Origin of the sequence: Leptothoe sp. LEGE 181152, assembly GCF_032906605.1 — a bacterium.
Classification (GTDB): Bacteria; Cyanobacteriota; Cyanobacteriia; order Phormidesmidales; family Phormidesmidaceae; genus Leptothoe; species Leptothoe turfae.
Window position 1 is genome coordinate 76,002 of record NZ_JASATU010000035.1, and the last position, 24,048, is coordinate 100,049.

Consider the following 24,048-nt stretch of genomic DNA (forward strand, 5'->3'; position numbering starts at 1 on the left):
TCTGAAAGTCTGACTAGGGTCTGATTACAGAGGAGCCATGATCGACCTGCAAAACCCTAACGGTTCGTAGAGAGGAATCTGCCAGACCACTCAGATGGGCACCTGCTGCTTGAGCTGTCTGTAGAGTCATCAGCACAGTCTCTGTAATTAGCTCTCCTGGCATGAGGCTAGGGATACCAGGCGGGTAGATAGAGACCGTATCGGCACTTAAGCGACCAATCACATTATCTATTTCGCAAACTTCTGTGGCAGCAAAAAAAGCCTCACGGGGAGAGAGCCCCGTCAATGGCATTTCCACATAGGGTTGAGCTTTTTTGACTGCACCTGTGGCAGGCAGTTGCAATAACCCTTGAACCAATCGCTCAATATCTTGGATCGAATTGCCAAGACTAATGATGAAGGTTAGCTGGTGCAATGTCGGTAATTCAGCCGTCACACCCCGTTCATGTAACCACATGTCGGCGGCAAATCCAGTCGTATCCATAGCAGAAACATCTACTGTCAGACGCGTTAGGTCTTGTTGAAAGCTGCCGTCAGACACATTCAAAACCGGTAGCGGACTATGACGCAACTGCTCACGTGCCGTTCTAGCCAGGGCAAGGGTTCGTTCCATCAGTGACCGACCATGGGTTGCCATCTGATGACGGGCGGCATCTAAAGAACCGAGCAGTAGATAGCTAGGGCTACTGGATTGGGTGATGCGTAGTGCTTGATTCAAACGGTTGCGATCGCATCGTGTTCCTTGCACATGCAGCAATGCAGCCTGGGTAAATGCAGCCAAAACCTTGTGGGCTGAGTGAATAACCATATCCGCCCCTCCACTGAGGGCAGATGGCGGCAAATTAGCATGAAACACAAAATGAGGACCATGGGCCGCATCCACAATCAAAGGAATGTCATAGCTATGGACAACGGCTGCGATGGCAGCAATATCGCTGCACACGCCTTCATAGGTGGGTGATACCACCAACACGGCCTTGACATCGGGATGATGATTTAGGGTGGCTGCGATCGCATCCGCCGTAACCCCCAAAGCCATTTGCCAACCGGGTTCGTAGGTTGGAGACACCCAAACGGGCATGGCTCCCGATAAAATCAGCCCAGAGAGTACTGACTGATGAGCATTACGCGGCACAATGACTTTGTCACCCGGCCCACAGGTGGCTAGCAGGGCTGCTTCAATGCCGCAGGTGGAACCATTGACCAAAAACCAAGTTCTCTCTGCACCAAAAGCTAGAGCCGCCAACCGCTGAGCCTCTAAAATGACAGACTCAGGGGAAAACAAGTCATCGAGTTCAGGCAGTTCAGGCATATCTACGCAGAAGACATCACCACCAAAAACCTGCTGGTGCAACGAAGATATTCCGTGCCCACCTTTATGCCCAGGGGCATAAAAAGCAGCACCTTGTCGTCGTGCACAATCCTGCAAAGCAGTAACAAGTGGTGCACTGGCTTGGGACAGCATGGCAATTTTATCTGTGAATAAAATCAATCATCAAAAAAGCACCAGGGTTAGTGAGAACCCAAGTGCCTACTTTGACCAAATACCAAGAAGACTAACGCAATCAATCACTCAACAACAGGGCTAACTAAGCCCTTAGAGCGATCAACACATGACCAGCCTATCGGCGTATCTTTTTAGCCATGTTGCGGAACATATCCATGCTGGTGTCAGGTGCCGGACGAACATCTTGCTCTTGAGATGCAGCAGGGGCAGCTGGTGTAGATGCAGCAGACTCAGAATCACTAGTTGTAGGCACGTCAGCAGAAGCCGCTGCGGCAGGAGCAGGAGCTACAGGAGTACTAAAAGCAGAAGCACCAAAGCTAGCAGTTGCAGGCTTAACCGCTTCTCCTACTGCCTTGCTAGTGCTAGAGGAAATGCTCTTAACACTCTCCAGCTCTTCTTGACCTTTTTTCTTAGCGAATGTGCGACGGACTACGACCTCTTTCCGCATGAAGTCGATGTCACCAAAGGTTTTAGCTTCATCTTCGGTCAAAAAATAAGCCTCTTTTGGTTGAGGACCTTGATTTTTTTTGCCGCCCAAGAAATCAAATAATCCCATAATTCTTTTGTGTAACGAATGGTAGCCATTAGGTTGTTTTATATTAACTTTTACTAGCCGTTCTCAGAAACGTTATTTCTTTAAGTTTCGTAAAGACGTCGCTTAAGCTTTTTTCTTGATTATGCTGAAAGCCTCATGAATAAAAGAAATCCGGCTGCCAACGCAGACAGCCGGACAATATTTTCCAGAACCAATAACCGCTCGTTTATGAGCCAAAATTTATTTTGTTAAGCCAGTAGACTAGATGCATTGGTCAAAACATCTTCTACTGCTGACAAAGCAATTGCGCCTGAAAGTTGGCCAAGGGATGTATCAAGATTGATAGATGCGATTCCATCCTGTAAGGTCAATGCCCCAGTGGTGGAATCGATTATACTACTGGCCTGTAGGATGAGGTCATCAAAGGCAGCCGCCACTTCAAATTCCCCAAAGTCGCTGACAATATTGCCAGCAATTTCACCTGCATCAATCGTCAACTCACCCCTTAGATCTTCAGTCAAGGCACTTGCTAGTTGGCTAGCCAGAGGCCCCACCTCAAAGGTTGTTGAGAAATCACCAATCGGCAGACCATCAACACCCGCTGTAAATGCCCCTGAGCCCTCCGATAGAGACAGTTCTCCAGAGAAAGCTTCAAGCGGTAAAGCCAGAAGCGTACTAGGAATGGGTATACGCACAACACCCGCACTCCAATCTAGCTCAGCATCAACCCCTGCAAGCATGTCACCGGGTAGCTCAAACTGAGCATCCTCAGGAAATTCGATGCTGGTATCTAGAGCTCCAAACGGCGTTGTTAAATCAAGGTCGAGATCTCCCCCTGCAAAATCGATCGTGCCGACAAAGTCGCCAAGGGCTGTATCGATATCAACATTGAGAACGCCGTTGGCAAAGGGTAACGTCACCTCTGCGCTGGTAAACAGACTAGTTAGGCTGTCCGTCAAGGCCTCAGTGATGTCCAGACTCAAGGTATAGTCATTGCCATCAATGGTGACATCCCCTGTGAATTGACCATCACTCAAACTGGCACTACCTGTAATCCCTGCTAGAAAATCGCTGGCATCTTCAAGCAGATCATCAAAGGCGTCATCAGAGAACTCGATGGTGAACGAACGCAGTATCCCGTCCTGGGTTAATTCTCCTGACAAGTTAGGACCATCAATTGTGATGGTGCCTGTGCTATCAATCAGGTCTTCTACAAAATCCACCCCTTGCTCTAGAAACGGAGTAATTGATAGTTGACTGAGATCAGGAGCGATCTCGTTAATGAGGTCGCTGACATCAGTCAACAGCTCTAACAGTTCATCGTCTGATAGTGATGGCAGCGTCACTTCAAAAAAGTCCACAACATCACTCAGAACATCGGCAATCGTCGCATCTTCGGGCAGTTCTGCGATGAAGTTAACAATATCCTCAACGACATCGCTGACATCGACAGTTTCAATATCAACTCCAAGATTCGTTAGAGTCTCCACCACCAGTGAAGTCGTTGAATCAACGACTTGATCAACATCTGCGATCGCATCATTCACAGAATCTGTAATATCTGCGATCAAGCTATCAAAATCGATATTTGGTAGTAATGCTACAAAAGCGCCTAAAGGATCGGCGCTTGAATCGTTGACGGTAGCTAAAGGCTGATTAAAAAGTGATAAAACGTTAGCGTCCACAGATGCTTCCCTATCCTGGTAAACAACTCAAATAGACACACGCCAAATAGGCGCGTTAAAGCGATTTTTCATTCAACGTTGCCCCCTTACAGTCTAGGGTAGACCTCGAAATTCAACAGCAATTCAAGCGACCCTAATCTAATGGAATGTCAGGTCTAGATTGAAGCCTATGGCTACCATTGTCTGATACGAGATCCCAACTGGTTTTCATCAATTACCAGTGTGGGTACAGATATTGAAGGTGCGCACAAAACACCATACTTAAGCAGCTATTGCCATTGCTGATTGAAGCGAAACATCGAGCTGGCAAGATCGATCTGCATCAACATTTTTCAGCTTCAATCTTCCAAAAGATCAGCAACAATCAATTACCTATTTCGAGTGAAGGGAACTTAACTTTAAACAAGCAGTAGGAGCTAAGTAGATAGCTGAAAGTAAACGTCCCTAACACCGCTGGTTTCGACTCCGCTCAACCAGCTAATTTAGAGAAATGAAGGCTGAGCGGAGTCGAAGTCCGAATTGATGGATAGTTTTGTCTATTCACTTACTCCAGCCGACTCGCATTTTTAGCTGAAAACCCAAATCATTGATAGCTATATCTCACTGCGATGACGTTCTAACAGGTCAAGCAAATCTACTTGACACTGAATGGGCACTAAATCACTTAAAGGAAGAGATCGACGACCACCACCTAACTTGACAGTAATGTCCTGCAAAACTGCAACCACACCAGTTTCAGATAAATCACTGTCGGTCACCATCGGATAAAATTTTTCAGCCAGGGTAGTATGCAACGAGGTATCTCGAAGATACAAATGCCACTTGGCAACATCAATGTAAACTGTGTCGCCAATATCCGCCGCTAAGGCTTCAATAACTGCTGCCGCACCGGGGTATGCCATGGTAATTCTCTTTTTAGAGGAAAGTCTCTTGCATTAGGGTAAAAGGTCTGGCTACGGAAATGAACCGTTCGTAAAATGCATTAACAAAATTTTCAATTCATGACGATGGCTTGTCTGAGGGTGCCTCATGTGCAGAGTAGGATGCGATCGCAAATAACCAAACACCATGGACAGCCAAAAGCCCCAGCCAAGGTAGCGTTAACTTAGGCAGCCATGGCAGAGTCCCTGGCATAAAACCATGAAAAAACCATAGTCCCGAGTTAAACGCCGTAAACGCCGCCACATGCACAGCAAAATTGATTCTATCTTCTAATTTTCGATAGGCCGGGTCATTACGATCAGGTTTTCGTGGCCACTTAGGAGGCATAGAACACCAAAAAATATGTCATGGATCAATAGTATAGTCCCCCGATTTACCACCAGTTTTCTTCAGCAAACGAATATCCTCAATCTGCATTGACTTTTGTAGTGCCTTGGCCATGTCATACAGGGTTAACGCCGCTACAGAAACCGCTGTCAACGCCTCCATTTCCACACCTGTTTGGCCTGTCGTCTTCACCGTCGCTTGAATTCGATAGCCCGGTCGCTCATCATCAGGTTCCAACGAAATCTCTACCGTTTTAATTGGAAGAGGATGACACAGAGGAATTAAATTAGACGTTTGCTTAGCAGCCATAATGCCAGCAATTCGAGCAGTCCCTAACACATCCCCCTTAGGTACATCACCTGCCTGAATTGCTGCCATCGTTTCAAGCGCCATACGCAAATACCCCTCAGCCACAGCCGTACGGTGAGTCATCGCTTTGCCAGACACATCAACCATTTGAGCCGCCCCACCTCCATCCAAATGAGTTAAGGACGACTGTCTGGATTGATAGGGTACAGAGCCAGTGCCAATCAAAATTGCCATAGAAATCTTGGATAGCGTTGCAACAGTGTGTTAGAGTTTAATCCTGTTAGAGCCTGTAGCTCAGTGGACAGAGCACCTGGCTACGGACCAGGGTGTCGGGGGTTCGAATCCCTCCAGGCTCGTTAAATTGTCGAATGTGGTGTGGCATACACATCTCTACCACCTCTCAGTGAGAACTGAATTGAGTGGTTGATGTCTTTGCTAGACGTAGTGATAAAGATGACTAAACCTACAAGAGTCATTAAGCTAGCTACACCAAAAATATCCCTATAGCTAGCTAAATCAGCAATTTGCCCCATTACTGGGCCCGCTAACGCAATCCCCAAATCAAATCCTGTTAAACAGAGACCAAACATCAAGCCACGGTCAGCGGGCGTTGAGCGATCGGCCATCAGAGCTGCCACCATAGGAATTAGCATGCCACCGCCCATACCTTGTAAAGCAGCAGCAAGCAACACTGCAACTTCACTCTGGGCAAGCCATAGCGCCATCATAGAAATTGAATAAAAAATTAGTCCAAGGGTAATAAACGGTCCACGACCATAACGATCAGATGCCTTGCCGACTAAAAGACGAATCACAAAACTTGAAACTGCAGAAGCTGTGTAAATCAGACCAATATTGAGAGCAAAGTTTGACTCACGGGCATATAGCGGCACAAACGTAGCTAATCCTCCAAAAGCTAGCCCCACCAAAAATAAAATTATGGCTGGCACCCGAACAGCTGGCAGCAGCAGCAACGACCAAAAAGCAGTTTGACGACGCGATAGTATCCTCTCTCGTTGCGGCTCCGCAATCGTAACAGCGCACACCAATCCAATTGCCCCAAGAATCGCCATTAAAAAAAATACCTGAGCAAAGCCTGATCCAGCTTGTAAATAGCCCCCCAAGGCAGGTCCTATAGCCATACCAATCGGATTAACAAGACTCATATAGCCAATTAGCTCTCCTCGCTGCTGAGGTGGAGCAAAATCCGCGACTAGGGCACTGTAAGCGGTCACAAAAGCAGCAATACTTAACCCGTGAAATGCCCTGAATAACATCATCAAGGCAATTGCTGATTTGATACGCCAAACATGGCTACCCAGCGAAAACTGCCATATCTTTTCAGGAAAAACAGGTACTAGCCAATACAGTAAGGGAGCGACAGCAATTGCCATCAACCCTAGCAATAACACTGGCTTACGACCACGCTCATCAGTTATACGAGCCATCATTGGCCGCATCGTCAATAAACCAATGGCAAAACTCGCCATCACCAACCCAATTTGCTGACCCGTTGCACCAAACTGCTCAATATATAACGGTAACGCAGGCAATAGCCCTGCCAATCCAGCCCAAAAACACAGCCCAGCGACAAACATCACTATCAAGTTTCGTCTCAGGGCCGGCTCTAAAGTAACAAATACGCTCAAAATAATGCTCCTTAACGGAAGATGCGTCCACCAGGTGTAACCCAAACAGCAAACGGTATACAACACGCTTCGTGGCAAGAGTTCACAGCTTTCATTGCCAACGAAAGCGTTTGCAATTACGGACCAACGTTACACTGATTTTCCTGACAGACCAATGTTAACGATTGTAACGAATTCTCTAAAAGGAACGGCCACCTTCGACGCGTCTTATCGCTATCGCTATCGCCTCACCCGCTCATGGTTAACCGAGGGCCAAAATCTACGTCAGGTCACATTTATTATGCTCAACCCCAGTGAAGCCGATGCAGAAAAGGATGACCCCACCATTCGAGCCTGTTCACAATTTGCCCAAAGATGGGAATATACCCAATTAAATATAGTGAACTTGTTTGCCTATCGCACCTCTCAACCGTCGATTTTGAAGCAAATCAACGATCCGATTGGCCCAGAGAATAATCGTTACTTACATGAAGCATCTGCAACAGCGGACGCCGTGATTTTGGCCTGGGGCAATTGGGGCAACCTACTCAATCGACACCAAGATGTCCTAGATTTACTTGCCATCCATCACCATAAGTTCTACTGTCTAGCCCGCAACCAATCGGGCCAACCTCGCCATCCTTTATATATCAAACGGACTACTAGACCGACACCTTGGCAGCAAAATTCCTAAAGACAGATTAAGAGATAAAGCAACCCTTCATTCACTCAAAGTGCAGAGGCTTCCATTACGCAAGCATTTAAAATTCTTAACCTTACTTGCAAAGTAATTTAACTTCTTTTTTGCGAAAAGCTTAAACACTTAAAATTGAGGAGCATATAAAAAGATACAGCGTCTAACCTTTCCTGACCGAAGCTACCTGCCTCTTGGTCATAGCTAATATAGCTAGAAAATTTTACTGAATTACGATTCCAACGTCCAACAAATTCTATATGGAATGGAAATACTGTTTTCAACCAGTAATCCTCAACCATAAAGTCAATGCGTCTAATACTTCTGGCACCTTAACTAACTAAATCCTACACATGGACTTCCTTAGATTTTTTGATGCTTGTGATCCCAGCCGCACTCTAATCATCAGTAAGCCAGAGGATCGGCAATATTATGTTGATTTTGCTGAAGTTCGTGGGGGCAAAATTATCGAAGCAATTGAACGCACCATTGCACTTAAATCATTTGGGGGAGAATCAAGCTGCCAGCTGTTTACAGGACACATTGGCTGTGGGAAATCTACCGAGCTTCGTAGGCTACAAGCTGACTTAGAAGAGCAGGGTTTTTATGTAGTTTATTTTGAATCCTCGCAGGATCTTGATTTAGCAGATGTAGATGTTACGGACATACTGTTAGCCATTGCCCATCGCATTAGCATCAGACTTGAGAATATTGGCATTAAACTTAGACCATCTTATTTTGAAAAACTGTTTAAGGAGGTGTCCGAACTTCTGCAAACACCTATTGAATTTTCAGAATTCGAATTCTCTCTACCAATTGGGCTAGGAAAGCTGACAGCTCTAACGAAAGAAAGCCCAAAAACCCGTGGACGTCTCAGACAATATCTTGAACCACTGACAAGCAGCATTCTAGATGCACTGAATCAAGATGTCCTTGGCAAAGCCAATCAAGAACTAAAACTACAAGGCAAAAAAGGCTTAGTTGTCCTCGTTGATAGCCTGGATCGAGTTGACAATCGAGTGAATGATGCAGGACGTCCTCAACCTGAATATCTCTTTATTGATAGAGGCGAGCAATTACGAAAGCTCAATTGTCATGTTGTATACACAATTCCGCTATCTTTAACCTTTTCTAACGATCACCAAACGATGATCAATCGTTTCGGTGGAGGAGTACTGACCAAAACTCTACCTATGGTCCCAGTTCGTCTACGTAATGGCAATACATGTATGGAAGGAATGAATCTACTGCGCCAGTTAATTATGGCCAGAGCTTTTCCCGATGTAAGCCCTCAAGAGTACCAGAGTTTAATCTCAGAAGTGTTTGATGACACAACTACATTAGATAGACTTTGCAACATTAGCGGTGGACATGTTCGCAACCTTTTAGGCATGCTTTACACTTGCCTTCAAGAAGAAGATCCTCCCTTAAAGCGGACTACCCTTGAGAGGGTGATTCGCGAGTACGCTGACCGTTTAAGAATGGCAATCACCGAAGATGAATGGAAGTTATTACATGGTGTAGAAGAGAGTAAAAAAGTTAGTGGAGAGAAAGGATATCAAATTCTGTTGAGAAGTCTTTTTGTCTTTGAATACCATGACAAAGATGGAGGTAGATGGTTTGATCTAAATCCACTCATTAAGTCAAAGACCTAAAGAAGCGGACTTCAGAAACCTGATTCAACTCTCAGGAAATAGCTTAACACTAGTTCAGATTACAATTGTGACTATCCACCTTTCAGAGCTTACTAGCTATGGACCAGGCAAAAGATTCAGTTAATCTAACAGAAAACAATAAGCGTTCTTTAGAAAAACTAGCCAGGACACTTAGGCTAACGGGTGGTCGTAGATTTGAACTCGTGCTTGCTCGCTCCAACTATACTCCCCTACGCGACAAGATTTTACAACTTTTATATCAACAATCTGAGGTATCTATCCATACTCTAGAACTACCTAAAACGGCCCGGCAATTATACACACGGATACAACAAAGTTTCGCAGATCAGACACCTGAAGCGTTATGCATTGTGGGCTTAGAATCCGTAGAGAAATTAGAAGAGTTGCTATTATCAACTAATCAAGTACGAGAGGAATTCAGAAAGAATTTTGGTTTTCCAATAGTTATTTGGGTAACTGATGATATTTTAGGCGAGATAATTAGGTTAGTTCCTGATTTTCATAATTGGGCAACTCCAATTACCTTCGAATATGCAGCTAACGAACTAGTCGATCTTCTACAAGAGCGTTCTAAGAAACTATTTCAACATATTCTTGAGTCCGCTACAGAATATCCAGCAGAAGAAACAGTATTAACGTCAGCCTGGAATGCTCAAGAGATCAAGGAATATCTAAAAGCAAAAGAAGAACTAGAATTCCTAAATTATCAACTATCTCAAGAAAACCTTGCAACTTTAAAGCTCTGCATCGGTCGTGAAGATTACAGAAGCAATCAATTTAATAACGCAGTCACAAAATATCAGTATTGCTTACATCATTGGCAAGCTCTTAATGATAAAAGGAAACAGGGCATTGTCCAATTTCATCTAGGACTTTGTCACAAGCGGAAATCTGAGCTGGAGCTAAATCATGTTCAAAACAACCTTCAAAAAGCAGAAACTTATTTTAAACAATGCTTAGCCAGCTTCAATTCTGCTAATCGCTCAGATTTAGTGGCTTGTTTTATTGGTCAGTTAGGTGAAGTCTTATTACGCCTAAAGCAATGGAACAATTTAAAGGTATTAACCGATCAATCACTGAAGCTTCACCGGTCTGGTCAATCAACAGCCAATAATGCGCGACTTGCAAGAGACTATGGTTTTTTATCTCAAATATCTTTACATAACAATGACTGGGAAGCAGCCCAGTCATATGCAGAACAAGCATTACAGTCTATTCAATTAGCTCCCGTATCACAACGCAAGCATCGAGCTTTCTATCAGCTCGCTCGCGCGCAGGCTTTACAGGAACAAGGTCAATTAACAGAAGCGGCCACTTGCTCAAAAGAGGCAAGACAAACTCTTAGGTCGCTATCCGATCCCATACTTTGTATTTCTATATTAAAGCAGTTGCGTAAGTTATTTATTGCACAACATAACTACCTAAGCGCTTTCGAAACAAAGCAAGAACAACGGTCTCTAGAAAGCCAGTATGGATTACGGGCATTTATCGGTGCAAGTCGACTCCAGCCAAGTCGACAGCTGGGTTCTAGTATCCTTGGAGATTCTAACCTCGAAAACGTTGCTCAAGAAATCTCTGTTTCCGATCGACAGCGAGATATTGATAAGTTAGTCAACAGAATTTCAAGAGATAACTTCAAATTGACAATTATTCATGGACAGTCTGGTGTAGGTAAAAGTTCGACTGTACGGGCAGGGTTAATTCCTACGCTTCGTGATCGGATTATTAAAACTCGCGATGTTTTGACCATAACCTTACAGTACTACAATGATTGGATAGACGACTTGGGTCGTCAATTATGTGACAATTTAAACCGTCATGAGGAAGACGTAACCAATCCTCTAGACTCGGGAGCATCAGTTTTAGCACAGCTAAGGCAAAATCAGTATCGATATATTAGCGTCCTAATATTAGATCAATTTGAAGAGTTTTTTATTGGCCATTCCAATCAGGAAGAGAGAAAGTCTTTTCTTCAATTTTTAAGTCATTGCTTCAAGATTCCCTATACAAAAGTCATTATTGTAATGAGAGAAGATTATCTCCATTACTTGCTAGAGTTTGAACATTTGGCAACTGATGATTATTACATCACTAATGATATTCTGAGTGCGAATCACCGCTATGAAATTGGCAATTTCTCACCGGAAGATGCCAAGGCGATCATCCAAAGTCTCACCGAAAGAACTCAGTTTCATCTTGAACCAAAACTAGTGGATACCCTAGTCAACGATTTAGCTGGTGATATACAGCAAGTGAGACCCATTGAGCTACAAATAGTCGGCGCTCAACTTCAAACAGAGGGCATTACAAAACTAGATGAATATCATGAAAAAGGGCCAAAATCTTCTCTAGTTCAACGTTATCTAGAAGAAGTCATTAAAGATTGCGGGCCTGAAAATCAGCAGGCTGCCAATTTAGTGCTATATCTCTTGACAGATGAGAATGAGACTCGTCCCCCTAAAACCAGGGACGAGCTAGAAAGTGCCTTAAGGTCTTTAGCAAGGAATTTAGCAACCGAGGCTAATAAGCTAGACCTAGTATTGCAGATTTTCGTAAAATCAGGGCTAGTATTCCTATTGCCTTCATTACCAGCTAGTCGCTATCAACTAGTGCATGATTACTTAGTATCTTATATTCGCCGTCAGCAGACACCTCGTATCAGTGAATTGACAGCTAAACTTGAAGAAGAAAGAGAACGACGTCAAGCAACCGAGATACAGAAACAGAAGATTGAACAACAAAGAGATGCATTCAAAGAAATAAACAAGAAATTAGAAGCGGAAAAAGCACAACGACGTAAAACTGAAATAGACCTACAACAAGCCAAGAGGCTTTTTCGTAGAGTCATTATTGCCTCGACAATCGCTATCGGCACTGCTATTACTCTAGTATCTATCGATGCACATTTTAAATATCAAGATGTATCTCTACAATCAGAGAAAGCTGAGTTAGAGAGAGAATCTTTGCAAATGCTGCAACAAGTTGAATCTGATCCTCTGTCATCACTTGTTAATGCCATGGAGTATGTGCAGCGTGCGAAGAAACTAGTTAGAGATAAATCATCGAATAGTACTTCTACCTATAGCCCATACTATGTGTTACAGCAAGTGCTTCATGAAATTAGGGCAATCAACCAAATTCACGGACATGAAGGCCCTGTTCATAAAGCTATATTTAGGCCCAACAAAGATGAATTGTTGACCACCTCCCGAAGTGGGACAGCACATCTTTGGAATATGCAAGGAGAAAAATTAGTTGAATTCCCAGCTTCTCAGACACCGATTATAGACGTAAGTTTTAGTCAGGATGGACAAACTATAGCGACCGCATCTGCAGACAACATCGTAAAAATTTGGAATCCAGACGGTCATTTAATACAAGAGTTACCAGTCGAGCAGCAAGAAAGCAGAATCCGTAGTATCAGTCTGAGTCCTGATAATCAATATATAGCAATAGTATCTATAATATCAGCTGATAGAGAGGCTGATATAGGAATTACCCAGCTATGGAAGTTAGGGAATCGACATAATAATCCAATAACTTTAAGCAATCAAAATAAGCCTATTTTTGATGTTAGCTTTAACCCTGAGGGTACAAAGATTGCAACTACTTCAAGCAATGGCAAAGTTGAATTATGGGACTTAACAGGTAATAAAATTCAAACTTTATCTAATGGCAGTACAGCTGATGTACTTGACATTACCTTTGATACTACAGGCCAATTCTTCGCAACTGCTTCAGCAGACGGCAATGCTCATATTTGGAGTGTAAAAGATGGTTCTAGTACTAGCTTTGACCATGAAGGACAAACATTATTGGGCGTAAGTTTTAGTGCTGATAGAAAATATTTAGCAACAGCAGCAGCAGACCAAACGGCTCGCGTATGGGATCTTGAAACTGGTCAACAAGTACATAAACTTAAAGGGCATTCTAATCAAGTTTTAAGTGTTAGCTTTAACACCGATCCACAAAAAAGTCATATTCTGGCAACATCCTCAGAGGATGGTAGTGTGCTCACATGGGACATAAGTGACAAAAAAGTAGCAGGTTTTACTAAAAAAGACAATAACACTTTCCGGACTATACAATTCAGTCCTACAGGCAAACACCTTGTTGCTGGGGCTGTAGATGGCAGTCTTTACATATGGGATTTTACAGAAAACTCTCCGTTGTTAATTGATCAAATGTTAGACAAAGCGACGCCAGCATCTTTCAATTTACATGAACGTCAAATTAACAGCGTCCATTTCAGCCGGGATGGAAAGCTAGTTGCTTCAGGTTCAGCAGATGGCTCAATTGTTATCTTTGATATATTCCAAAAGAAGATAAATAGAAGAATTAAGTTTGATAAGCCAACTAATATTTGGGACATTGACTTTAACCCAAACAAAAAACATATAGCTAGTGTTAACGCTTCTGATGGAACTGTTAGGATCTGGGATTTAGATGGAAATTTAGTTGAAAGCAGGCTATCTACAAACGATAAAGCCCTACACACTGTTAAGTATAATGACGATGGCACATATATAGCTGCTGGTGGAGCAAGCGGTCAAGTTACAGTTTGGGATGATAACAAGAACAAAGTACTGCAAGACTTTGAAGTGCATTCATCTCCAATTTTAGATCTGATTTTCACACCAGATAATAAGTATCTAGTAACCGCCTCAGCAGATGAAAGTATTGTTGTTATAGATCTAACTGCCCAAAAAGAGCCAAGGAAAATCATAGTCAAAAACTTCAGAGCTCATACTGATTCCATTTTAGACATAGAAATTAGCTCCAAAAATCAAATGATTGCGACAGCCTCAGAAGATGGCAACGTTAAATTGTGGAGTATTAATGAGGGCTTAGCAGATATAAGGAAACAGTTATTTGCTGAGTATAGCTACAATGAGGCTGTCCGAAGTATTAGATTTTCACCCGATGAGTCACATTTACTCATCACTTCGGATAATGGACAGACGGATATGTGGGAAATTGACTCTACGCTGGACAGTCTACTAGACCGCGGCTGTCAATGGTTAAAAGACTTTAGCTACAATCGCCCTGAAGTTGAAAAAGCACTGACAGTATGTTCAGCAACACCTATCGCTTCCAAAAAAGTTCCTTAATAAACTCACATTGGAATCAAGAAGGGGTAAAATCGACTCAAAACCTTCTCAGACAAGCATTTAGATGATCTTTTTGTTGCTCTTAAAACTTTATATATCAAAGGCTCTACTATTTCTAATTAAGCCTATTCAGTAAAACTCCATGGGTAAGTCCAAAGTAAAACCTTGCTTATTTAGGTTTTACAAAAATTGAATTTCTTAAATACAAAACAGCAAATACAAAAATCCTAAGGTTAGATGTAAAAATATAATCCACTATTCAGAAACGCCAATTACTCCAATCACTCCAATCGTTCCAATCACGCCAATCACGCCAATTAACCCAGTCGTTCCAGTCGTTCCAATAATTTCTCCATTGAGATATTGCAGTTCGCGAACTTTTTGGCTCTAGCACCTGGTTACTTAGATTCTCAGACTTTTCAAAGCTTGATTCAGACACTCCATCAAGCTGCCGTTGGCTCAACTGAGACCGAACTGACTCCACTCTTTCCTCTATTGATAGGACACCTAACTTTTTTTGATGATAATCAAACGCTATATTCTCTGCAAGTACAGGGGTAGAGAACGTGAGTCCAACCGCTGCTGCACAAGCAGCAACCATCTTGTCGAATATTCTAAAAAGCTTATCGCGAATAGGTATCATAAAACGCTTTGAGACCTCGACCTATATTCTTATTCTCATCAATGACTCAGAACTTAACAAGTTCTTACAAAGAACTGCTACATTAAACTCATAGGCAGCAACTCTATAATAAGGAATAAAGTTGCTTACAGAGTAGGACTAGACTAACCTTGATGCTCTCCTCTCAAGGATATATTCTTACTTGTCTAGTAGAATAGTCCGATCAAGAGCTTACACGTTAATTAGACTAAAAAGCTTTAAGAAAAACAATTAACCTATGACATTTTATCTAATGTCATACCAATTATCCTTTTCTTGCATTGCAAGAGGCCTCTAAACATTCTTTGAAAGGATAATAAACTGAGTTTTTTCATAAGTAAGACTTATGAAAATTTAGACACCTACACATTTTGACTGCTATCAAACATTGACTTTACAGCTGATTTAAGAGCTACACAACCTAATAGTGATGTAATTATCAAAATTTATTAGACATACACATCACGAAAGTTAGCAACACTGATTTATATCCTAACTCTAGAAGATTGCTAAAACAGAAGAATTACAGGAATCGAGCAATTTATGATGTCTGTTGCATATCATTCCCATCATTTTTCCAATCATTCCAATCGTTTTTCCAATCATTCCAATCTTTCCAATCATTCCAATCTTTCCAATCTTTCCAATCTGTTTGAGAAGTTTGAGTCCCTCTATTCAGGGCATGCAGGATGTCTTGTTCGTTATTCATCTTCGCATAGGAAGATTTGGCATCAACTGATTTCAAAACCTCTTGGCGAATTCTCATAACTCTTTGTTCAATGGTTAAAAGCCTCTCATCAGCTTCTAAAACACCGAAAGCCTGGACTGGTTTACTTTGCAAAAAGTACATCACTAAGCCCAAAAGTGCGATGAAGAGAGCATTTGGAGGTTTCCTGCCATATTGTTTATGCATTAGTAGATGATTCCTAGATACTAAAATTGCAGTTAGGTACTTTAGGGACAACTCCCTCACCCCTTATTTGTCCAAGCTCTCCAACAAATATCCTCACTTAGCAAGTCAATGGACTTCACATTTATAAGTGCTAATCTAAGAAGTTATTTACCAGCCCAAGTCCCTGCTCAAGATCATGGAGAATAATATCCGTCAAAATTTGCTTCGAAAATTTACAGTACATAGTTTCAGCCGAATTAAATGAGCCATTTTCAAAGTATTTGTTAGAGGGTGCACCTCCCCCGCATACGGAAAAATATTGGCATTGTGATTTACAAAGCTCGACTCCTTTTTGAATATCAGAATTTATCTGCTGGAACTTCTGTGTTTTATAAATTAATTCAAAGCTATCCTGTAATACATTACCAAACACAAAGTCTCCGTAAACTGAACTCTTCATAGATAACAGCTCAGGAGAAAAAGTCGATATATCTCCACTATAGGAAACATTAAGCATTGTAAAAGGAACATGTTGCCCTTTTGTGATGTCAGCTTTTCCAACAATAATACTGCGAGTCTGCTCAAACTCTCGGATCTTTAAAGCTTCTGGATTTTGCTTAGTGAGTTCCAGCAACCTTGTCATGAAAGCTCGATATCGAGCTAGTGCTTCATCCCCCTCCAGAGAAGACGTCTCATTTGCACCCTCCTCTTCGTCAACATTAAATCCAACATGCCGAATCCCACTCTCAACAAAGAAATCAAAGATTTCATCAGGGTAATCTAACGATGCACTAGTCAAGACCGCTATCACATGCAACCCAATTCCGTTCTCCTGCAGCAATTTAACACCCCGCATTACACCACTGTGGGTACCCAGCCCTTTTCGAGTTACCCGATGAGCATCATGCAAAAAAGCAGGGCCATCCAAACTAACACCTACGTTGACATGATAACGCTTGAATAAATCACACCAACCATCATTAATGAGCGTTCCATTGGTTTGAATTCCATGCCTGATCTTGACGGGCTCAGCATTCAGTTGGGTATTTATCTTTTCAATTCGGCTAAACGCTTCTTCATAAAATTCTACTGGCATCGTTAAAGGCTCACCAGCATGCCACACCACAGTAAAACTTTTATCAACTAAGTCGCTCTTGAAAAGCTTCTCAAATAGTGGGTTTAGTAAATCTAGCGAAAACTTTAGTTTGAGATGCCTATCTGGCAAGTAGCAATAGTCACAGTCAAGATTGCAGAACGTTGTTGGCTGAATAACAACCAACTTCACTGGACCAACTTCAAACTGCTCAGAGGGTCTTTCAACTAATTGACGAATCGATTTTTGGACAAAAGAGATCATAATCGCCAAGAGATAACCATTAGTAAGGCACACCACCTTAATTTTACTGATAGTTGATTACTATGGCTTACTGAAAGATTAGACATTTAGCTACATAATGCAATACTATTCATACTTCGCCACACGCCACACATAAAAAAGATAGTTCTCCTACCAATAATGGCGATATATCTGAAGAAAAAATCACGGACAACCAAAACTTCCAATGATTATCGATGAAGTGTAGTACGCCACTTAGACGAAAGTATAATGGCCTGTATACTTAATAAAAATTCAGAATTTACAGACTGCCGTTGTAAAGGCTTCGACGTGTTACTCCAATGAACGTTTAAGGTTAAACCCATCCCAGAATACGCCCTTGCTTACCGTTTTAGCCCAAGTAAACTCGATACAAAACTTAGCCATAGCGCATTAGAACTAATATGACACCACAGAAAGCGTCCGTAGTAGCAAGGCTCCCTCCGGAAAATTAGTGCTTCAATAGAAATGATATGAAGAGTTCTCAAGCAGTAGGCAGTTATGCAGGACCATCACCATGAAACTATCTATTTGGATTTATACAGCTGTATTGTCTAGCACGTTGGTGCTTCCTATGTTGTCCAAAGGGATACAGGTAATCAGCACCAATGAAGTACAGGATCTAGCGGTGAATTCTTATGAATTCTGTGATGATCCTGTCAATGATCCTTCAGGCTGTAGAGCATCCTAGGGTTTGAACCTAAGAGTTAACGGGCTTCTGATTTTTTATTGGGCAAGATGCGATCGCAAAATTCTTTGATTTTTTTGATTTCCCCTAAGCTTTCTCTTTCAGAAGTGTTCATCTCCGCAATATTTTGTTGAGTATCTTTGCTATAGCGACTTTCTAAAAAAGGCATTGCGGGCCGACAACCATTTGAAATTAGCATTTTGAGTAGTGCACGATTCTGATTGCGCTCATTTATCTCTAGCTTAGATAAGTCCCATAGCTCCCAAAGCAGAACATCCTCATCTGAGCTCGATGAAACTATAAACTCATTGCCATTAGGAGAAAGATCACTATTTTTAGGAGCAAACTCAACACTCGATACAGCTCGTTTATGGCGCTCCAATACTGAAATCAAATCCCCTTGGGCTGTCCAGAGCCTAACGCTACCGTCTTGACTAGATGAAGCCAAAAACAGCCCATCACCACTAAAGCTCACTTTAGTTACTGGATCAGTATGTTCATTCAGAGTTCTAATCAATTCACCTGAGGCACTCCAAAGATTAATCTTGCCATCTTTGCCACCTGAAGCGATGATGCCATCCTTAGCAGGTTGAATCGCAACCGTTAATACACTGCCTTCATGCTTTTCTTCAGTTAGCAATTGCAGTTTCGGCTTCTCCCCCAATATTCCTTTTTTAGGCATTTGCCATAGATAAATTCCTCTGCCAACAGCATCACTTTCTGCACGAGTGCTAGTAACCAATTGCTGATTGTTCTGACTAAATGCAACACCAGTCACATCGTTAGAATGTTCCAGTGTTACGTATCGGTAAAGTTGCTCACCCTCAAATCTCCAAAGTTTTAGGGTTCTGTCAGTTCCTACCGAAGCTAACCACTGACCATCAGGGCTAAAGGCTAAATCTAAAACTTCCTCCGAACTAGACTCTTCATCCATCGGATCAGAATGGGCATCCAAGACCTGTATCGGCTTCTCTGTGTCAAAATCTGGTTTCCAGAGCCTGATTTGGCCATTAGAACCACCTGCTGCCAGTATCCTGCCATCGGGACTATAGTCCACTGCTAGTACTTTGCTATCTTGTCCAAATGCAATATGAAATCGTGGAGTACCATCAGGTCGCCATACTCTAACAGTCTTCCTCCCACCTGAAGCAATCATTCTGCCATCAGGTCGTAAGGTTACGTCATACACATCACTGTTGTGAGGTAATGGTTGAATTGGACTATCGATATTCCAAAGCCGAATATCGCCACTATCACTCGCGGAGGCTAATACCGATGCATAACCAAGCGTAGCTTTTGGAGAAAAAGCAAGGCTAGATATTTCATCTTCATGACCTTCAAAAGCCTCTATTTGAACACCCTTATCTCGCAACCACAAACGCACAATCCCATCCGCACCTCCTGTAGCTAGTACGTCATCTTGAGGACCAAATACTACCCTATACACCGGACCTTGATGGCCTCTAAGAGTATGGACTAATTCTTTACCTTCCTTTCCACGAGGATTCCAGAGCTTCACAGTGCCGTCAAAACTAGCAGATGCTAACGTTCTTCCATCAGAACTAAACACAATTTGATAGACATCACCGTCGTGATCCGCCAAACGACGAACAGTTGCTTGCTTAAGGCTTTGAACTTGAACAACACCGCCGTAGCCTGAAAAAGCTAGCAAAGAACTATCTGGACTAAAAACTAACGTAATGAGATATCGGAGATTTTCTGGTACTTCATACAGAAAAGTATTGATCAACCTGACAAAAGGTAACCCTTCAGGATTGTGGCTAATTTCCCATAAATGAACTAATCCTTGAGCATCAGCTGCTGCCAAGTATTTGCCATTAGGACTAAAGACAAGGGTTGAGACCGGTGCTTTACCTTGATACTCAAAATTAATCAGAGTAGAAAATCCATCATATCGAGTCCACAGAAACACTTGGCCATCTTTCCCTGCCGAAGCTAGATACTGACCACCTGGGCTAAAGGCAATGCGATTAACACGATCGCGATGTGATTGAGACAAGACTTTAGTTAGTTGCCCAGTACATCCCCACAACTTGATAGTTCCATCTTCATCACCTGTTGCTATATCGCTTCCATATGAGCTGTAAGAAACTGTTCTAAATGCCTTTGATGGAATACCACCTTTATCTATATTAAATCTTGTAGCATTTTGCGAACATGATTCTCCTTGATCATCTGTCTCTTTCCTCAACCCCCAAAAACGAACAGTTTTATCAACACTCACTGAAACTAATTGCTGACTATCTGGGCTAAAAACAACAGAATAAACTTTCCCATCATGGCCCTCTAAACGATTAATTTCACTAAGATTAAGGGCTGTTCGATGTAGTACAGTTGTCGCTTTTGCCTGCAAATCAGGACGCAAAAGTCTCACAAACAAGTAGTGATGGTTAACCCGTTCTCCTGCCTGTAAGCCAGTCACTAAGGCATCTAACCCCTTAAGATTATCCAAGGATTTTACTAACGCCTTAATCTCACTGAATGTTGTGGCTAACAAAAGTGTAGAAAGCCCTGCAAAGATCCCCAATATTGCAGATATCATCACCCACTGACGCTTTCGCTGTAGAGCCAAATAACGTTGACTTGCTTGTATATATTCATGCTGACGAGGAAGTAGAAGATCAACCTCTCGATTATCTGTTTGTTGAAGATATTGACGCTTTCTACGCCAACCTTGTACCTCTTTAAACTCGTGACGCCCCATCAAAAACCTATCTGAACGTTCACGATCAGACCACTCATAGGCCTTGACTAAAACCTGTCTGTAGACTTTCAGATCGTCCAAGTTGGTTTTCAGTGCATCTAATAATTGTTGCAACGACTGATCAAAAGACTGCCCATGCCTCACAAAAGACACATACTGAACAGATGATAATCCCATAGCTTGAAAAACCTCTCGGTTATAGTCATTACAACTAATAACTGGGATAATTCGCTTTTTATATTTTTTAGCCTTTTCAAACTCCCATTGACAATTTTTAGAAGTAAGAGAGTCAGGACAAACAACAAAAATAACAGTATGAGCATAACGTATCCCCTCTTCTGCCTCATCTCGCCAATTAGCAGCCACAGGGATCCTATCTCGATCAATCCAGACCTTCCAACGCTCATCCTTTAATGATTGATTCAGTTTCTCGACAAAATGCTTGTTACTGCGAGAATAAGAAATGAAAATATCAGGTGGGCTCTTACTAAAATACTCAGATGTTTCATGGGCTCGATCCACAGTCTCCAAGAAAACTTTTTGAATCTTAGTAAATTTAAACTGTGCTCCCAGCTTATGAGTCTCAATCCAACGCTTCTGTTTTTTAACCTCTTTGAGGTCTTCTAAAGTCAACAAATACGATTGAGGACGGCCCTGCTTATCCCATTCATTAGCCCGTGCTAAAAGTCTCGTATAAGTTTGTAGATGAATAATGTTGCAGGCGACTTGTTCAAACACCTTGCCCACTAGCGGAGAATTCAAATCTAAGTACTGTAAATCATCCAGGCTGAGAGTCAGCTCATGTATATCAGCAAATGAATTCTGATATAGAAGCACAATAAGTTTATTTAAGCGTTGGGCTAACCTGAGCCCTTGCATTATTTTTCCATTACCTAGTGCTGCATTAGAAAGCACTAAGACAAAAACATCAGCTCCAAGAATGCCATCTTTTATTTGTTTTTCATACGTACTATCACCATCTAAAAAATGATTGAAATCAGGAATATCATCAAAATCGATCCAAGGATCCAAACCTTGGTCACGAATGGCCTGATCCAAACGTCTGACGAAATCTCCATCTTGGGGAGTATAACTAATAAAAATATCGTTATTCCGTGGCTTCACCACAGCAATACGCCTCAGACGATCTTCTTTAGGCCGTTGATAAGCGAGGCGTAGCTTATATTGAGTCATCCTACTGATTAGACTCATACACACTCAATCGGTAGCCTATAGACATCTCCTTAAACATACATCAAGCTTTTTCAAAATATGCATATTCACTGATGTCCGTAAAAGATAGCAAGTGAAATTTGCAAAATCACACTAACTTCGGGCTCTTGGCCGCTTTTGGTGATCCGAATGGGAGGGGGCGCCGTAAATAGGGATTGGCCTTCGCGTGCATCCCATCATGGACTTTCTACAGCATCTACTCCCAGACTCATCAGCCCTAGCATTGAAACACTGGGATTTAGATACGACAACCCAACAGTTCGTCATCACAGTGGAATCGACTCAAGTGATTGCACATTGTCCGTTATGCCAAGCTCCCAGTGGACGAGTTCATAGTCACTATCAGCGAACCCTCAGGGATCTACCACTAGTCCAGTTCAGCCTGACCCTGTTGTTAGAGGTTTGTAAGTTTTTCTGTCTCAATGACAGCTGCCAACGACGAATCTTTACCGAGCGATTACCCATATCGTTGCTCCTTGGGCGAGGCGTACGACTCGTTACACGGAACACCTAATCGCCATAGGGTTGGAATTGGGAGGAGCCGCCGCCGCTCGATTAAGTCACAGAGTAGGGTATAGCTATAGTCGCAATACCTCTCTGCGTCTTCTATCTGGCTTGCCGCTACCTGAGGTGGCCACCCCTAAGATTCTGGGTGTAGATGATTTTGCGTTCCGGAAAGGTCATCACTATGGAACTATCTTGGTGGATCTCGAAACGAATCATCCCATTGCTCTTTTACCAGACCGGACAGCAGAAACCTTAGCCACATGGTTGAAAGACCATCCTGGCACTGAAATCTTGTCACGGGACCGTTCCAAGACTTACAAACGTGGGATGACTCAGGGCGCTCCCGATGCCATTCAAGTAGCAGATCGCTTTCATCTGTTACACAATCTCGAAGAGACACTAGAAAAGGCCTTAAAGGGGCATTCAAAAATCCTAAAACAGGTTGAGCAAGAACAGCTTCAAGCCGAGGGTGTTATCGTATCTAAAGTCTTGGAAGCACAAAACTCAGCTCCCCGAACAGCTCAACAACGAAAAACGGCCCAAAAGCGAGCTGAACGATTAAACAACTATGAACAGGTTCACAGCTTACGAAAACAAGGCTACAAAGTTAAAGACATTGCCTATCACCTGGGAATGGGGAAGCGTACCGTATATACCTACCTATCTCATGAGACGTTTCCAGAATGGCAGCCGTCCAGCCGACAATGTCGGAGTATTGTAGACCCCTACAAACCCTATCTCCTCGATCAATGGAGCCAAGGACGTCAACACACTAAACAACTCTTTAAGGAGATTCAACAACTTGGGTATTCAGGGACCTATGAAACCGTGGCACCCTATACCCATACGTTACGATTGACTCAGCCACAACGACTTCCCAATCCTGATTCATTGAAGGATCTCCCAGGTCGAGGTCCAGCTCCAAAGATGACCATCAAGCCCCAGAAGCCCCTAAGTGCTCGGCGAGCCGTTTGGTTAGTCCTTCAGCAACCAGACACATTAACTGACAAGCAAAAAACACTGTTGCAGCGCCTTACTCAACACGCTGAGTTATCCGAGACGATTCAGCTCACTCAGGGATTCTTAAACCTTGTCCGACAACGGCTTCCTGATCAGTTAGATAGCTGGTTAGAGAAGGCCAAGAACACCACAATAAAGGCATTTCAGAGTTTTTCAAAAGGGTTAGAAGAGGATTATGATGCGGTCAAGGCAGGCTTGACCTTAGACGTTAGCAATGGACCGGTAGAAGGTCAAAATAATCGATTAAAAATGCTGAAACGACAAATGTTTGGGCGAGCGGGACTAGACTTATTGGCCAAGCGACTGATTTTGACGAATCGATAGTCTTTTTGGGAGATGGTCTAGTTTCAGGTAGCGCGATCACCAAAAGCGGCCAAGAGCCTCACTTCGGCACCTAATTCACAGTCAACTTCGGGCTCTTGGCGACTTTTGGTGATCCGAATGGGATGGCAAACCGTAAATAGGGATTGGCCTTCACGTGCATCCCATCATGGACTTTCTACAGCATCTACTCCCTGACTCATCAGCCTTAG

At 42.7% G+C, this 24,048-nt stretch carries 15 protein-coding genes, 1 tRNA gene and 1 pseudogene; 6 read left to right on the top strand and 11 right to left on the bottom strand.

Annotated elements, in window-relative coordinates; translation table 11 throughout:
* Positions 1 to 13: 13 nt before the first annotated feature.
* The 6 genes from QGP82_RS19775 to moaC all read right to left on the bottom strand — a co-directional run bounded on the left by QGP82_RS19775 (position 14) and on the right by moaC (position 5,539).
* Complete coding sequence (locus tag QGP82_RS19775) at positions 14 to 1,465, bottom strand: aminotransferase class I/II-fold pyridoxal phosphate-dependent enzyme (protein WP_499060745.1); 1,452 nt, start codon at positions 1,463 to 1,465, stop codon at positions 14 to 16.
* 157 nt (positions 1,466 to 1,622) lie between these two features.
* Entirely contained in the window at positions 1,623 to 2,063 is a 441-nt protein-coding gene (locus QGP82_RS19780) for a hypothetical protein (RefSeq protein ID WP_163660009.1), read from the bottom strand.
* Positions 2,064 to 2,290: 227 nt separating this feature from the next.
* Positions 2,291 to 3,727 carry a hypothetical protein gene (locus tag QGP82_RS19785; protein WP_499060746.1) on the bottom strand — a complete coding sequence of 479 codons (1,437 nt, stop codon included), beginning with the start codon at positions 3,725 to 3,727 and terminating at the stop codon, positions 2,291 to 2,293.
* A 593-nt stretch (positions 3,728 to 4,320) separates the two neighbouring features.
* Positions 4,321 to 4,629, bottom strand: coding sequence for a DUF3181 family protein (locus tag QGP82_RS19790; RefSeq protein WP_163660011.1), 309 nt, complete (start codon positions 4,627 to 4,629; stop codon positions 4,321 to 4,323).
* 97 nt (positions 4,630 to 4,726) lie between these two features.
* Positions 4,727 to 4,996, bottom strand: coding sequence for a hypothetical protein (locus QGP82_RS19795; protein ID WP_499060747.1), 270 nt, complete (start codon positions 4,994 to 4,996; stop codon positions 4,727 to 4,729).
* Between the two features lie 18 nt (positions 4,997 to 5,014).
* On the bottom strand, positions 5,015 to 5,539 hold the full coding sequence (gene moaC / locus QGP82_RS19800) for a cyclic pyranopterin monophosphate synthase MoaC (protein WP_163696953.1): 525 nt from the start codon (positions 5,537 to 5,539) through the stop codon (positions 5,015 to 5,017).
* A gap of 49 nt (positions 5,540 to 5,588) precedes the next feature.
* Here moaC and QGP82_RS19805 point away from each other — a divergent pair.
* Positions 5,589 to 5,661, top strand: a tRNA-Arg gene (locus QGP82_RS19805).
* Here the strand turns inward: QGP82_RS19805 and QGP82_RS19810 are convergent.
* Positions 5,662 to 6,954, bottom strand: coding sequence for an MFS transporter (locus tag QGP82_RS19810; protein WP_499060748.1), 1,293 nt, complete (start codon positions 6,952 to 6,954; stop codon positions 5,662 to 5,664).
* Between the two features lie 154 nt (positions 6,955 to 7,108).
* Here QGP82_RS19810 and QGP82_RS19815 point away from each other — a divergent pair, with 154 nt between their 5' ends.
* From QGP82_RS19815 to QGP82_RS19825, 3 genes are all read left to right on the top strand, one after another.
* Positions 7,109 to 7,627 (top strand): DUF1643 domain-containing protein, encoded by a 519-nt coding sequence (locus tag QGP82_RS19815; protein WP_499060749.1) that lies wholly within the window; start codon positions 7,109 to 7,111, stop codon positions 7,625 to 7,627.
* 353 nt (positions 7,628 to 7,980) lie between these two features.
* Complete coding sequence (locus tag QGP82_RS19820; protein ID WP_499060750.1) at positions 7,981 to 9,282, top strand: P-loop NTPase family protein; 1,302 nt, start codon at positions 7,981 to 7,983, stop codon at positions 9,280 to 9,282.
* Positions 9,283 to 9,380: 98 nt separating this feature from the next.
* Entirely contained in the window at positions 9,381 to 14,414 is a 5,034-nt protein-coding gene (locus tag QGP82_RS19825; protein WP_499060751.1) for an nSTAND1 domain-containing NTPase, read from the top strand.
* A 259-nt stretch (positions 14,415 to 14,673) separates the two neighbouring features.
* On the opposite strand, the gene QGP82_RS19830 is transcribed toward QGP82_RS19825, so the two are convergent.
* From QGP82_RS19830 to grrM, 3 genes are all read right to left on the bottom strand, one after another.
* Entirely contained in the window at positions 14,674 to 15,057 is a 384-nt protein-coding gene (locus QGP82_RS19830) for a hypothetical protein (RefSeq protein ID WP_499060752.1), read from the bottom strand.
* 559 nt (positions 15,058 to 15,616) lie between these two features.
* The gene (locus tag QGP82_RS19835) at positions 15,617 to 15,988 is read right to left on the bottom strand and encodes a hypothetical protein (RefSeq protein ID WP_499060753.1); all 372 of its coding nucleotides are present in this window, start codon (positions 15,986 to 15,988) and stop codon (positions 15,617 to 15,619) included.
* A gap of 130 nt (positions 15,989 to 16,118) precedes the next feature.
* Positions 16,119 to 17,324, bottom strand: a complete 1,206-nt coding sequence (grrM, locus tag QGP82_RS19840) for a cyclophane-forming radical SAM/SPASM peptide maturase GrrM/OscB (protein WP_499060755.1) — start codon at positions 17,322 to 17,324, stop codon at positions 16,119 to 16,121.
* Positions 17,325 to 17,859: 535 nt separating this feature from the next.
* On the opposite strand from grrM, the gene QGP82_RS19845 reads away from it, so the two are divergent.
* Positions 17,860 to 18,033 carry a hypothetical protein gene (locus QGP82_RS19845; RefSeq protein ID WP_499060756.1) on the top strand — a complete coding sequence of 58 codons (174 nt, stop codon included), beginning with the start codon at positions 17,860 to 17,862 and terminating at the stop codon, positions 18,031 to 18,033.
* A 16-nt stretch (positions 18,034 to 18,049) separates the two neighbouring features.
* Here the strand turns inward: QGP82_RS19845 and QGP82_RS19850 are convergent, their stop codons facing one another.
* Positions 18,050 to 21,883 carry a TIR domain-containing protein gene (locus tag QGP82_RS19850; RefSeq protein ID WP_499060758.1) on the bottom strand — a complete coding sequence of 1,278 codons (3,834 nt, stop codon included), beginning with the start codon at positions 21,881 to 21,883 and terminating at the stop codon, positions 18,050 to 18,052.
* 283 nt (positions 21,884 to 22,166) lie between these two features.
* On the opposite strand from QGP82_RS19850, the pseudogene QGP82_RS19855 reads away from it, so the two are divergent.
* Positions 22,167 to 23,839: pseudogene (locus QGP82_RS19855) on the top strand (ISL3 family transposase).
* Positions 23,840 to 24,048: the final 209 nt, after the last annotated feature.